This is a genomic window from Rhizobium sp. 1399 (assembly GCF_031455475.1).
Classification (GTDB): domain Bacteria; phylum Pseudomonadota; class Alphaproteobacteria; order Rhizobiales; family Rhizobiaceae; genus Rhizobium.
This window is the reverse complement of sequence record NZ_JAVDSU010000005.1, coordinates 205,730-217,655: the sequence shown is the minus strand read 5'-3', so window position 1 is coordinate 217,655 and position 11,926 is coordinate 205,730. Positions and strand designations below refer to the sequence as shown.

The 11,926-nt window shown below is 59.5% G+C and carries 14 protein-coding genes and 1 tRNA gene; 9 read left to right on the top strand and 6 right to left on the bottom strand.

All coding sequences use genetic code 11. The features are described from left to right. Positions 1–45: 45 nt before the first annotated feature. Together J2X71_RS18490 and J2X71_RS18485 are read right to left on the bottom strand one after the other, a co-directional pair. Positions 46–879, bottom strand: a complete 834-nt coding sequence (locus tag J2X71_RS18490) for a class I SAM-dependent methyltransferase (protein WP_113320945.1) — start codon at positions 877–879, stop codon at positions 46–48. A 190-nt stretch (positions 880–1,069) separates the two neighbouring features. After that, positions 1,070–1,750, bottom strand: coding sequence for a helix-turn-helix domain-containing protein (locus J2X71_RS18485; RefSeq protein ID WP_310383662.1), 681 nt, complete (start codon positions 1,748–1,750; stop codon positions 1,070–1,072). Positions 1,751–2,077: 327 nt separating this feature from the next. Between J2X71_RS18485 and J2X71_RS18480 the strand changes: the two genes are divergently transcribed. The 4 genes from J2X71_RS18480 (at position 2,078) to J2X71_RS18465 (ending at position 5,583) form a co-directional block, all read left to right on the top strand. Continuing rightward, entirely contained in the window at positions 2,078–3,022 is a 945-nt protein-coding gene (locus J2X71_RS18480; RefSeq protein ID WP_037103547.1) for a tripartite tricarboxylate transporter substrate binding protein, read from the top strand. Beyond that, a complete protein-coding gene (locus tag J2X71_RS18475; protein WP_310383659.1) occupies positions 3,019–3,510 on the top strand; it encodes a tripartite tricarboxylate transporter TctB family protein in 492 nt (163 codons plus the stop codon). The genes J2X71_RS18480 and J2X71_RS18475 overlap by 4 nt, the downstream gene beginning before the upstream one ends. Positions 3,511–3,602: 92 nt before the next feature. Then, complete coding sequence (locus J2X71_RS18470; protein WP_310383657.1) at positions 3,603–5,120, top strand: tripartite tricarboxylate transporter permease; 1,518 nt, start codon at positions 3,603–3,605, stop codon at positions 5,118–5,120. Between the two features lie 292 nt (positions 5,121–5,412). After that, complete coding sequence (locus J2X71_RS18465; RefSeq protein WP_007822797.1) at positions 5,413–5,583, top strand: hypothetical protein; 171 nt, start codon at positions 5,413–5,415, stop codon at positions 5,581–5,583. A 126-nt stretch (positions 5,584–5,709) separates the two neighbouring features. Here the strand turns inward: J2X71_RS18465 and J2X71_RS18460 are convergent, their stop codons facing one another. Further along, on the bottom strand, positions 5,710–6,804 hold the full coding sequence (locus J2X71_RS18460) for a DUF475 domain-containing protein (RefSeq protein WP_310383655.1): 1,095 nt from the start codon (positions 6,802–6,804) through the stop codon (positions 5,710–5,712). A gap of 372 nt (positions 6,805–7,176) precedes the next feature. Here J2X71_RS18460 and J2X71_RS18455 point away from each other — a divergent pair, with 372 nt between their 5' ends. The 3 genes from J2X71_RS18455 (at position 7,177) to J2X71_RS18445 (ending at position 8,502) form a co-directional block, all read left to right on the top strand. Next, a complete protein-coding gene (locus J2X71_RS18455; RefSeq protein ID WP_037103557.1) occupies positions 7,177–7,416 on the top strand; it encodes a hypothetical protein in 240 nt (79 codons plus the stop codon). Between the two features lie 38 nt (positions 7,417–7,454). After that, positions 7,455–7,631, top strand: a complete 177-nt coding sequence (locus tag J2X71_RS18450) for a hypothetical protein (RefSeq protein ID WP_310383652.1) — start codon at positions 7,455–7,457, stop codon at positions 7,629–7,631. Between the two features lie 157 nt (positions 7,632–7,788). Next, positions 7,789–8,502 carry a hypothetical protein gene (locus J2X71_RS18445; protein ID WP_310383650.1) on the top strand — a complete coding sequence of 238 codons (714 nt, stop codon included), beginning with the start codon at positions 7,789–7,791 and terminating at the stop codon, positions 8,500–8,502. Positions 8,503–8,536: 34 nt separating this feature from the next. On the opposite strand, the gene J2X71_RS18440 is transcribed toward J2X71_RS18445, so the two are convergent. From J2X71_RS18440 to cpdR1, 3 genes are all read right to left on the bottom strand, one after another. Then, a complete protein-coding gene (locus J2X71_RS18440) occupies positions 8,537–9,013 on the bottom strand; it encodes a hypothetical protein (RefSeq protein ID WP_007822806.1) in 477 nt (158 codons plus the stop codon). A gap of 225 nt (positions 9,014–9,238) precedes the next feature. Beyond that, positions 9,239–9,313 (bottom strand) — tRNA-Val (locus J2X71_RS18435). A gap of 84 nt (positions 9,314–9,397) precedes the next feature. Beyond that, entirely contained in the window at positions 9,398–9,760 is a 363-nt protein-coding gene (gene cpdR1, locus J2X71_RS18430; protein WP_003542883.1) for a response regulator CpdR1, read from the bottom strand. Positions 9,761–9,950: 190 nt separating this feature from the next. Between cpdR1 and J2X71_RS18425 the strand changes: the two genes are divergently transcribed. Next, the gene (locus J2X71_RS18425) at positions 9,951–10,832 is read left to right on the top strand and encodes an N-formylglutamate amidohydrolase (RefSeq protein ID WP_310383648.1); all 882 of its coding nucleotides are present in this window, start codon (positions 9,951–9,953) and stop codon (positions 10,830–10,832) included. A gap of 250 nt (positions 10,833–11,082) precedes the next feature. Next, positions 11,083–11,856, top strand: a complete 774-nt coding sequence (hisN, locus tag J2X71_RS18420; RefSeq protein ID WP_007822813.1) for a histidinol-phosphatase — start codon at positions 11,083–11,085, stop codon at positions 11,854–11,856. The last annotated feature ends 70 nt before the right edge of the window (positions 11,857–11,926 follow it).

Sequence of the window (11,926 nt, the reverse complement as noted above, 5' to 3'; positions counted from 1 at the left end):
AGCGAACCTCGCCCTTTCGCATTTATGCCGTGACGGCAGCTACGGTCAGCCTTTGCGTATCACCACTTCCAGATATTCAGCCGGCACGACCATGGTGCCGTCCTTGGCGCGGTTGAAGCGGGCGATGAGCGCAAGGAAATCCTCTTCGAGAGCCGCCTTGCCCGGCTGTGGCAGAGCTTCGAAGGCCTTGTGGACGGGGCCGTACCAGGTGCGGAACACTTCCAGCCAGTGGGCGGGTGAGCGGTAGCGGAAATTATACATACGTGACGTCGCCTCGATGCTGGCCTGGCCGCCGAACATTTCTTCCAGCCTTGCCTTCGTGCCCCACAGCGCCGGCGACCTGAGGCCCGGCATCGGCGGAATATGCTTGCCTATCGTCTTGAAGACCTGGCCGATGAAGCTCTCCGGCGTCCAGTTCGCCATGCCGATGCGCCCGCCTGGCCGGCAGACGCGCAGCATTTCCTTTGCCGCCTTGTCCTGATCCGGCGTGAACATGACCCCGAAGGTGGAGACGACGACATCGAAGCTTGCATCCTTGAAGGGCAGGGCCTCGGCATCGGCCTGCTGGAACTCCACCGCCAGACCGTTTGCCATCGCCCGTTCGCGGCCGCGCTCCAGAAGCTCCGGCACGTAGTCGGTCGAGGTCACCTCGGCCCAACGCCGCGCAGCGGCAAGCGTCGCATTGCCGTTGCCGGCGGCGATATCGAGAACCTTTTCGCCGGAGCGCAGGTCCAGGGCTTCGCACAGGCTTTCGCCGACGATCTGCAGCCGGGCGCCGATGACGGAATAATCGCCAGAAGCCCAGGCGACCTGCTGGCGCGACTTCAACGCGGCGAGATCGGGTGTGGGCTGTGTCACGGCATTCGCTGTGGTTTGCATGGAATGTCTCCTCTCATCTCGGCGAGCGAAGGCCAGAGCCGCGAGCGCCCGCCGGTTTTTGATATCCAGATATAAGCAGCGTTCGACCAGCCTCTTGGAGTGCCCCAGGTCCGCTTGCAGGTAGATCGTGCCTCTGGTCGGGCAATCGGCCTAGTGTAGAAAATGGACTGGAACCGATACAGAAAATGGATCAGGCGGCGTAGGAGCTGCGCACCATCCAGTTTCCGATGCTTGTGGCTAGCGACATGTCGCCGATGAAGGAGATGCGTTCCCTGGCGATCTCGGTATCGAGGCTGGAATGGCCCATCCAGGCCGAGGTCATCGCCTTCAAATCGGCGGTGACGAAGAGGTCGACATCGTAACCGGGATCTGTGAGGCAGAGGTCCACAGGCGTGCCTAGCCGCGCCACGAGCCAGTAATGCCGTTCGTCGCGCGGCAATTCGGGATAGGTGAACTGGATGACGCTACGCTTGCGCAAGGGCAGTGCGGCGGCATTGACCTTGCGGCGCATGTTCCACATCAGAATGCGGGCATCGAGTTTTTCGAGGGTTACGTTGGCGTCGATATTGCGATGCGCCCAGGTGCCGAGCGCATGCACGATGGGCTCAAGCTCGTTGGCAATCTCGGTCGTCCGATAGACGATCTCGCCCGTGATGCGGTTTTCCGAGCGGGTGACGAGGCCGTTTGCCTCCATCTCGCGCAGCCGCTTTGCCATGAGGGTCGGTGACATTCCCGGTACGCCGCGCCGGATCTCGTTGAAACGTGTGGAGCCGGACCACATTTCGCAGAGCAGCAGCAAGGTCCATCGCGGCTCGAGCAGCTCGCACGCCTTGGAAACCGGACAAAACTGGTTGTAACCGCCATTTGCCATCGGATCGCCCTCCTCGGCCGAGTATCGGCCAAGTTCCTGAGAGCGTCCAGTACTGACAATGTACTAGTCCAGTCGCATTTCGCGGGAAGGTAGTCGAATTACGGCAAAAAAGTGTCTTGCCGCACTGGATATCCCGCCGATGTCAGCTAAATGACAGGTTCATATGATGGCTTGGGCTACTTCCTCTCCGTGGAGGCGGAGAGTTGAAGATTTTCCGGGAGGACTTCCGCTCGCTATCAGGACAATTGCGTCCACCGATCGGTGATCTCTCCTCATTTTCAAAAATAGCACAGGCGGTCCGCTCAGCCGCAGCACGGAGGACACATCGTGAAGCACACTTTCATCGCAACCCTTTTAGCAGCGGCCATTGCGCTGCCGGCCTATGCGGCTGATTACACCATCATCGCTCCGGCAGCGCCCGGCGGCGGCTGGGACCAGACGGCCCGCTCGCTGCAGACGGTGCTGCAGCAGGAAGGTATCTCCAAAAGCGTCCAGGTTCAGAACGTACCGGGCGCCGGCGGCTCTATCGGTCTTGCCCAGTTCAGCAGCCAGAGTGCCGGCAATCCGAACGCTCTCATCGTCGGCGGCTACGTCATGGTCGGCGCACTGCTGACCAACAAGTCCGTCGTCACGCTGAAGGACGTCACCCCGATTGCCCGCCTGACCGGCGAGTACGAAGCCATCGTCGTTCCGGCCGCATCCGACATCAAGACGCTCGCCGATCTCGTCACCAAGCTGAAGGCTGATCCCGGCGCCGTTTCCTGGGGCGGCGGTTCTGCCGGCGGCACGGACCACATCGCCGTCGGCCTGATCGCCAAGGCTTCCGGTGTCGATCCGACAAAGATCAACTATGTCGCCTTCTCTGGCGGCGGCGAAGCACTCGCCGCTATCCTCGGTGGCCAGGTCACGGCCGGCATTTCGAGCTACAGCGAGTTCGAATCGCAGGTCAAGGCCGGCACGCTGCGTCTGCTCGGCGTTTCCAGCGATGCCCGCATCGCCGGCGTCGATGCGCCGACCTTCAAGGAAGCCGGTACCGACGTTTCCATCCAGAACTGGCGCATGGTCGCTGCCGCCCCAGGCCTGACCGATGAAGAAGTCGCCTCGATTGCAGCAGACTTCGACAAGCTCCACAAGTCTGCTGCCTGGCAGGAAACCCTGAAGACCAAGGGCTGGGCCGACACCTATCTCGCAGGTGACGAGTTCAAGGCACAGCTCGAAAAGGATGTCTCGGCCACCGAAGGCATTCTCAAAGACATCGGTCTCGTTCAATGAGCGAAGCCGATATCTCATCGGCAACGAAGCGCCGCCCTGATTGGGCGGCGCTGGTCATTGCCGTCTTCCTCATTGCCGTCGCTGTCGTGGTGTTCTGGGATGCCTCGCATCTGAAGACGATTGCGCAATATGACCGCATCGGCCCGTCGACGGTGCCGAAAGTCGTCGCTCTCGGCCTCTTCTGTCTTGGCATCTGGACGGTGATCGAAGCTTGGCGCGGCGATTTTCCGGAACGCGAGCATCAGGAAGTGGCACCGGTCATCTGGATCGTCGCAGGTCTTGCCGGGCAGATGCTGCTTCTGCGCATCGCCGGTTTCTCGATTGCGACGGGCGTGCTCTTTGCTCTGACCGCGCGTGGTTTCGGCAAGCGCCAGATCTGGTTCTCGCTGCCGATCGGCATCATCATGAGCTTCATCGTCTGGGCTATCTTCTCGCAGCTCCTGCAGCTCACGTTGCCAGCCGGGCCGCTCGAACATCTGTTCTTCTGATAGCGCTCGCCTCGCGCCGGGCGCTTTCAGTTCTCTAGTTTTTGCGCGGACGGTCCTGTGCCCCCTCAGGAGCCGCCGCTTGGGATAAAACCATGAGCACATTCGAATTCCTATGGCAGGGCATTCTGGTTGCTGCGCAGCCGATCAACCTGCTCTACGCCTTCATCGGCGTGACCCTTGGCACCGCGGTTGGCGTACTGCCGGGCATCGGCCCGGCACTGACGGTCGCGCTGCTCTTGCCCGCCACCTACAAGCTCGATCCGGGCGGCTCGCTCATCATGTTTGCCGGCATCTATTACGGCGGCATGTATGGCGGCTCGACCACGTCGATCCTTTTGAATACGCCGGGTGAAAGCGCTTCGATCGTCACCGCGCTCGAGGGCAACAAGATGGCGCGTGCAGGTCGCGGCGGACCGGCATTGGCGACAGCGGCCATCGGCTCGTTCGTCGCCGGTCTCATCGCCACGCTCGGACTTGCTTTCGTCGCCCCCTATATCGTGAAACTGGCGTTGATTTTCGGTCCCCGCGAATATTTCGCACTTATGGTGCTGGCATTCGTGACCGTCTCTTCGGCCTTCGGGGATTCGGCGTTGCGTGGCCTCACCTCGCTCTTCATCGGCTTTGCGCTCGCCATGGTCGGGATCGACCAGCAGACGGGCCAGGCGCGTCTTTCCTTCGGCATACCCGACCTGCTCGACGGTATCGAGGTGACGACGCTGGCTGTTGCCATGTTCGCCATTGGCGAGACGCTCTACATCGCCGCTCAAGGAAAGCGCGGCGAGGACAAGGTGGAAGCGGTTCGTGGCTCGCTCTGGATGAACAAGCAGGACTGGGCACGCTCCTGGAAGCCGTGGCTGCGTGGCACGATCATCGGCTTCCCCATTGGCGCGATGCCGGCGGGCGGCGCCGAAATCGGCACGTTCCTCTCCTACGCCACGGAAAAGCGCCTGTCGAAGAACCCCGAGGAATTCGGCCATGGCGCCATCGAAGGCGTTGCCGGTCCCGAGGCTGCCAACAATGCATCGGCCGCCGGCACGCTGGTGCCGCTGCTGACGCTTGGCCTGCCGACGTCAGCGACAGCGGCGATCATGCTGGCCGGCTTCCAGCAATACGGCCTGCAGCCGGGTCCGCTGCTGTTTGCGACCAACCCGCAGCTCGTCTGGGGTCTCATAGCCAGCCTGCTCATCGCCAATGCGATGCTCCTGGTCCTGAACCTGCCGATGATCGGTCTCTGGGTTCGCTTGCTGACGGTTCCAAAGCCGTGGCTCTATGCTGGCATCTTGCTGTTTGCCACGCTCGGCACTATCGGGGCCAACCCTTCGGTCTTCGAGCTCGGCATGCTGCTCGGTTTCGGCGTGCTCGGTTATATCATGCGGATCTTCGGCTATCCGATCGCGCCTACTGTCGTCGGCCTCATCCTCGGGCCGCTGGCCGAGCAGCAGCTTCGCCGAGCGCTCTCGATCAGCCAGGGTGACGTGACCACGCTTGTCATGTCGCCGATCGCCTGTGGCCTGCTGATCGTTGCGGCTGCCGCCTTCCTCATTCCGCTGATCCTGAGATTGCGTGGCCGCGGCCAGGTTCTCTCTCAGCTTGCGGCAAATGAAGACTAAAACAAAAAAGACGACCCTGACCCCTAATTCAGGCCGGCCATGGCGACATGGCCGGCCTTTTCTCTTGCCATTTGACAATTTCTTTCAGTCAAAACCCTATGGTTCCTTCTATTTATTCTATTGAAATTAAAGGGATAAATAAGAGTTTCTTGTAAGGTTCCTGGTGCCTTTTTCGTTTGCCGGCGAAAGAAATATGCGCTTCTTGCATAGCAGCGGTGATTTCTTGCGCGTTGTAGGTGCATCCGGATTTCCCCACCTAGGAAGGGTCAAACAAAGAGCGAGAGGAAAGAAGATGTCCGCTTTCAGAAAGTCGATCCACAATGGTTTCCTGGCCCGCGCCTTTGCAGCGCTCGGTGCCGCAAACGCAGTCAGCGCTGCTGTCGAAGGCGGCCGCAAGCCGCGTGCACGCGACCTGCAGGAACTTGGTATCGATCCGGTAAGCTTCGGCCGTGTCATCCGGTAAGACGTGCCGGATGCATGGATTGAACGCCAGATCATGTATTGAACGAATGAGCCCGCAACCGTTGGTCGCGGGCTTTGTTTTTGGATATGCGAGCCCCAGCGCCAGACCGCCGCGGCTTTTTGACTATCAGGCGTGCAGGCGCTCCCGCTCGGGGACATCAGCTTCTTTCTGCCGTTCTTGCCTGTTGTAGCGGATCGAGGACCAGAGCGAGATGCCGATCAGGGCCGCGCCGCCAAGGCCGGTGATGACCTCGGGAATGTGCGTCAAGGTCTGCACATACATGATCACCGAGAGGATCAGGATGGCATAGAAGGCGCCGTGTTCCAGATAGCGGTATTCGGCGAGCGTTCCCTTTTCTACCAGCATGATCGTCATGGAGCGCACATACATGGCGCCGATGCCGAGGCCGATCGCGATGATGAAGAGGTTCTGCGTCAGTGCGAAGGCGCCGATGACGCCGTCGAAGGAGAAGCTGGCATCCAGCACTTCCAGATAGATGAAGGCGCCGAGGCCACCCTTTGCCGCCTCGCTCATCGCACGCTGCGATGCATCGAGAAGGCCGCCGATGACTTCTACCACTAGGAAGGTCACAAGACCGTAGATGGCGCAGTAGACGAAGGTGGTCGCGTCTTCGCCTTCGAGGAGATAGGAGAACAGCAGGATCAGCAGGAGCACGAAGGCGATCTCGATACCCTTGATGGTAGCCGAACGCGCCATCAGCCGCTCCAGCGAGCCGATCCAGTGGACTTCCTTCTCATGGTTGAAGAAGTAGCTGAGGCCAACCATCATCAGGAAGGTGCCGCCGAAGGCTGCGATCGGCAGATGCGCATCATTCATGATGCGGGCATATTCGGCAGGTTCACGCGCGGCAAGCACGAGCGCTTCCCACGGGCCGATCTTTGCCGCGATGGCGACGATTGCCAGCGGAAAGACGATACGCATGCCAAAGACGGCAATAACGATACCCCAGGTCAGGAAGCGATGCTGCCAGACAGGGGTCATTTCTTTCAGCTTATTGGCATTGACGATGGCGTTGTCGAAGGAGAGCGAGATCTCCAGCACAGCCAGTACCGTGCAGATGAAGAAAACAGTGGCCATGCCACCCAGCGTGCCAGTTGACTGCCAGCCGAGAAATGCGCCGAGTGCCAGGCCGAGTGCGGTGACGATGAAGGCCCAGCGGAAATAGCCGAGCGAGGATTTGTGGGATTGAAGCTGGTTCATGGCTGCACCTCGCAGCCGCAAACCGTTTCTGAAGATGGGGTGAAAACAGAAAAACGCATACCACATAGGGCATGCGCTATTGGCATGGTGAGCTTTTTCATCGATGAAAAATCCGCCGGCTAATTTGCAGGCGGTACCGACATCACGAGAGCGCCGTAAAAACTCTCGCCAGAGGGGCCCGGCACCAGGGTTCCCCCGCAGCCGATGTCTGGATGAGGCGGCGGGTGCTCCACTAGGTAGTCATGTTGCTGCGCCAGTCAAGATGCACGGACGGGCAAGGTTATCGATTTCTTTGGAACCATACTGGCGCTCACCCGTTCCGTCCTAGCTGAGCCGATGAAACATCTCAGATACTCTTGAAGGAGGGCGACGATGCATAATTCGACCCATGTTCCCGACAAGCGCACGGAAGCGTCGGACCGTATGAAGCGGGCGAAACCCAATCGCATGCAGAGGGCGCAGGTTCTGCCCCCGCACCAGGTGGACCTGACGCTGACCCCGGGCGCGATCCACGACATTCATGTGCCGGCGCATATGACCGGCAGCGACCTTTCCAAGGGCGGGCTTGATATCAAGAGCGACGATGCCAACGTCGCAAAGCCTGTGCGCTGAAAACCAGTTTCGCAACCGATAAGACAGGTGAAATACGAATGACGATCAATCTTGTGCCGCGGGATATCTTCATCCAGCACGAATATGAGTGGCAGGCCGTGCGCGAGGCGGCCGAACGCCGGCTCGATATAGGCAAGCGCGAGACGCCATCCGCGCAGTCAAGCGGGCAAACCGCAAGGCCCGCTGCTGCAACCTCGGCAGCGCAAGGCTGCTGAACACAGGGCAGAATTTGAATGAGACGCCCGGCCACGCGCCGGGCGTTTTCTTTTCCGACGAGTTCTGGTCTGGGAAAGCGACCCACGGCCATATCTTGCCAACCTTTCCGAAAGGATTGGACAGCGATAATCCGGCCCATTCAAGGGAATCGGATCGATGGCCAAGACAGCGACACGCCGCCGCAAGGCGCCGGCAAAAAGGAAGAGCAGTGCGTCCTCCAGCGGCGCGATGCCTTGGATGGTGATAGGCATCGCGGCGGTGGGCGCCATTGCCGCCTATGACAATTGGAAGAGCATCCGCCCGATGCTTGGCAAGGCACCTGCCGCCGTCATCAGTGAGGCGGCTGAAGGCAAACCTCAGACATCCAAGGAAGCGCCGAAGCAGGTTGCCGTTGCGGCTCCTGCTGTCAAGCCACGCCAGACAAACGATCCAGTACCACCTGCAGCGATCCCCTCGGCTCCGGTGCCGGCGGCAAAGATCGTGCCGGCCTCTATTTCTCCTGCTACCCCATCCTCGTCGGAAACCGCCAAGGCGGCTTTCGGATATTGCGGGCAGGGTGAGCATATCAATTGCGTCGGTGACGCAGGTACCTTCTGGTATAAGGGCGAGAAGATCGTCATCGCCGATATGGTCAGCCCGGACGTGGACCGTGCACGCTGCGAAGACGAACGGAAGATTGCCTTTGCTGCCAAATCGCGTTTGCTTGCGCTGCTGAATGCCGGTCCGTTCAACATGAATGCTGTCGGCAAGGCAGATGACCGGGGTGCGCCGCGTGTCATTTCGCGCGACGGGCGCTCTTTCGGCACGCGGCTTATCAATGAGGGCCTGGCCAGGAAGCCGGGATCTGCCGGCGGTTCCTGGTGCGCTTGAGGCCCCCGGTCTGACGATCGCTTATTTTCGCGTGTTATTTCCGTGCTGGCGCCTTGCCGCTGGTGCGGAAGCTGCCGGTGAAGGCCGAATCCTTGCTTTCGGCCGTGCATTCGATGGCAGTCGGCTTACCGGAATAAGGATTGCCGAAGGTGCACGAGCCGGCAACCTTCACCTCACCTGTCATCTTATTTCCAACGCCCGTGGTGACGAGGCTGAGCGGCAGGCGGGCATTGCCATTGGACGCGGGCTTGATGCCCTTCCCATCGCCCTGGAAGCCCAGCAGCTTGCCATCAGAGGTGAAGATGAAGGTCACGGTGCCGTTGACGAGCGTCACGCTTGCCAGCTCTCCCTTGCAGCCCTTCGTGGCATCGAACTTGGCAACGACGAGCTTCTGACACTTGCCACCAAGGGCAATGACGCCGGGCGCGCCCGGAAAATTGTCGTCGGCCTGCGCTGCAGCTGCAAAAGCGAGGGTGGAGAAGGCGGCGATGGCAAGCGCGGATAATTTCATTTCGATTCGAACCCCATGTCCTGACGAGGCGAATCAACGCCTCGGGCTCTATTATCGCGCATGGCATGGCTCTGTGTCCGAATTTGGTTTCGATCCCTTCGGATAAGATTTGAGACGAGCCGGTACAGGTGGCTTGGCCTGGAATGCGAATCCGGCAACTTAAAACCGGAAACTAAAAAGGCCTTTCGATTTCTCGAAAGGCCTTTGCTTTTCAGCGAATTAGGATGGTGGGCGTGACAGGGATTGAACCTGTGACCCCTACGATGTCAACGTAGTGCTCTCCCGCTGAGCTACACGCCCATCCGATGGCGGCGCATAGATCACAAAACCTCCGGAGCCGTCAATAGGCTTTTTTGAAGTTTTGTGACGAGCCGCCAAGAAGCCTTATGCGGCAAGCATCTTGTTGACCTCGTCAACGAGATCGCGCAGGTGGAAAGGCTTGGAAAGGACCTTTGCATCCTTCGGAGCCTTCGAATCAGGGTTCAGTGCAACGGCTGCGAAGCCGGTGATGAACATGACCTTCAGGTCAGGATCGAGTTCGGTCGCACGGCGCGCCAGCTCGATGCCATCCATTTCCGGCATGACGATATCGGTCAGCAGCAGGGAGAAGGGCTCCTCACGCAGGCGGTCATAAGCGCTAGCGCCGTTGTCGTAGGAAAGGACCTTGTATCCGGCCTTTTCGAGCGCCTTCACGAGGAAGCGGCGCATGTCATTGTCGTCTTCGGCGAGAAGTATCTTCTGAGTCATTAATCCGGACCGCTGATCACTGATGTTTTTCTAGGATACCAGCCGTCTACACTAAACTTCGCCCGGTAAACAACCGGTGAAATCGCCCTAGCCACGACCGCCATCCCTTCTATGTAGTATGGACTTAAGGGCAGGCAACTGGCAACATAGCCGTCATAGCCACTTGATGACATGGTAAAGAGGGCAGAAAGTGCCGGAAATACGCGAATACGAGCTTTTTGAAGTGCATGAGCCCGTGTCGCAGACCATTCCTTTCGTCTACAACTCCCCTCATAGCGGTCGCATTTATCCACCGGAATTCATCGCGCAGTCGCGGCTGGAAGGTATCTCGATACGCCGGTCTGAAGACCATTATGTCGACGAGCTGTTCGGCGCGGCCGTGGATCTTGGTGCGCCACTCCTCCTTGCGAATTTCCCGCGCGCCTACCTGGACGTCAACCGTGAGCCTTATGAGCTCGATCCGCGCATGTTCGACGGGCTGTTGCCGCCCTATGCGAATATCAACTCGCTAAGGGTTGCGGGTGGACTTGGCACCATTCCGCGCATCGTGGCCGAGAACATGGAAATCTATGCGCGCCGGCTGCCCGTTCAGGAGGGGCTGGAACGTGTCGAAAGCGTCTACAAGCCCTATCACTCGACGTTGCGGCGGCTGATTGCACGCACCCATGTACAGTTTGGCTTCGGCGTCCTGATCGACTGCCATTCCATGCCGGGCAACGTGCGCGTTGCCGGTAGCAATGCGCGGCCCGATTTCATCATCGGCGATCGCTACGGCACCAGCGCTTCGGCAGAGCTTTCGCGTACGGCAATCGGCATCCTTGAGGAAATGGGGTTTGCGGCGATCCGCAACAAACCCTATGCCGGTGGCTTCATCACCGAACATTACGGCCGTCCGTCACGCGGGCTGCATGCGCTTCAGATCGAGGTCAACCGTTCGATCTACGTCGATGAGGTCACGCTGGAGAAGCGGCCCGATTTCGACATCGTTGCAGCCGCCGTCACGTCGTTCATGCGGCAGATGGCAGACTATGTCGAAAAATTCTCCGGCGACCGGGCGCTCGCGGCCGAGTGATTTCTGCCTTCAGATCAAAAAAAACCGCGCTTTGTGAGCGCGGCTAAGTCTAGGGAGGAAACACCCAAGGAGGGTATTTACAGTCAGAAGACTGTGGGTAAGAAACTACTGCTGCATTGCACAATTGTCAAGCATTATATTGCACTGCAAAATATTTAGGCAGCTAATCGGAAATTGCCTGTTGTGTTTGCAATCCGCCGGTTTTTCGCTATGAAAAACGCCATTTCCCGCCAGCTATGTGGATTTCTCCATGCTTCCTGACCGTTCGTTCTTCAACCGTCTCGCCGAAGCTGCCAAGGCCGAAACCCTGCCGCGCTTTCGCTCAGGCATCAATGTCACCAACAAGCTGTCGTCCGGCTTCGACCCGGTCACTGAAGGCGACAGGGCGGCGGAGACGGCCATTCGCGCACTGATCGAAGCGCATTTCCCCGAGCACGGTATTCTGGGCGAAGAGCATGGCAATGTCGGCCTTGACCGCGAGCATGTGTGGGTGATCGACCCGATCGACGGTACGCGCGCCTTCATTTCCGGTGTCCCGGTTTGGGGTACACTGATCGGCCTGCAGAAGAATGGCCGGGCGGTTGCCGGTATGATCGAGCAGCCTTTCACCGGCGAACGTTACTTCGGCGACGAAAACGGTTCGACCTATAGCGGGCCTGAGGGCGAACGCCGGCTGCAGGTGCGTGATTGCGGCGCTCTTTCCAATGCCATCCTTTTCACTACATCGCCGCATCTCTTCGTCGGCGAGGAGATGGAGAAATATCGCGAGATCGAAAGTCAGGTGCGGCTCTTCCGCTATGGCTGCGACTGTTATGCCTATGCGCTGCTGGCGGCAGGCCATGTCGATCTCGTGATCGAGAACAGCCTCAAACCCTATGATGTCGGTGGGATCATTCCTGTCATCGAGGGCGCCGGCGGCATCATGACCACCTGGGACGGCGGACGGCCGGAAAACGGCGGCTCCATTATCGCTGCCGGCAGCAGGGCGGTCTATGAAGAGGCGATCGCCATCCTGCAGCGCTAACGCGCGTCGTGCAAAAGTGTGCAGCGGTTTTGCGATAACCACATGCGTAAAATAAGAACTTAAAGCATGG

Coding starts and splice junctions, on each gene's coding strand:
- J2X71_RS18470 (WP_310383657.1), top strand. CDS start 3,603: ATGAGCACATTCGAATTCCTATGGCAGGGCATTCTGGTTGCTGCGCAG.
- J2X71_RS18460 (WP_310383655.1), bottom strand. CDS start 6,804: ATGAACCAGCTTCAATCCCACAAATCCTCGCTCGGCTATTTCCGCTGG.
- J2X71_RS18450 (WP_310383652.1), top strand. CDS start 7,455: ATGACGATCAATCTTGTGCCGCGGGATATCTTCATCCAGCACGAATAT.
- hisN (WP_007822813.1), top strand. CDS start 11,083: ATGCTTCCTGACCGTTCGTTCTTCAACCGTCTCGCCGAAGCTGCCAAG.
- J2X71_RS18445 (WP_310383650.1), top strand. CDS start 7,789: ATGGCCAAGACAGCGACACGCCGCCGCAAGGCGCCGGCAAAAAGGAAG.
- cpdR1 (WP_003542883.1), bottom strand. CDS start 9,760: ATGACTCAGAAGATACTTCTCGCCGAAGACGACAATGACATGCGCCGC.
- J2X71_RS18485 (WP_310383662.1), bottom strand. CDS start 1,750: ATGGCAAATGGCGGTTACAACCAGTTTTGTCCGGTTTCCAAGGCGTGC.
- J2X71_RS18465 (WP_007822797.1), top strand. CDS start 5,413: ATGTCCGCTTTCAGAAAGTCGATCCACAATGGTTTCCTGGCCCGCGCC.
- J2X71_RS18475 (WP_310383659.1), top strand. CDS start 3,019: ATGAGCGAAGCCGATATCTCATCGGCAACGAAGCGCCGCCCTGATTGG.
- J2X71_RS18440 (WP_007822806.1), bottom strand. CDS start 9,013: ATGAAATTATCCGCGCTTGCCATCGCCGCCTTCTCCACCCTCGCTTTT.
- J2X71_RS18455 (WP_037103557.1), top strand. CDS start 7,177: ATGCATAATTCGACCCATGTTCCCGACAAGCGCACGGAAGCGTCGGAC.
- J2X71_RS18490 (WP_113320945.1), bottom strand. CDS start 879: ATGCAAACCACAGCGAATGCCGTGACACAGCCCACACCCGATCTCGCC.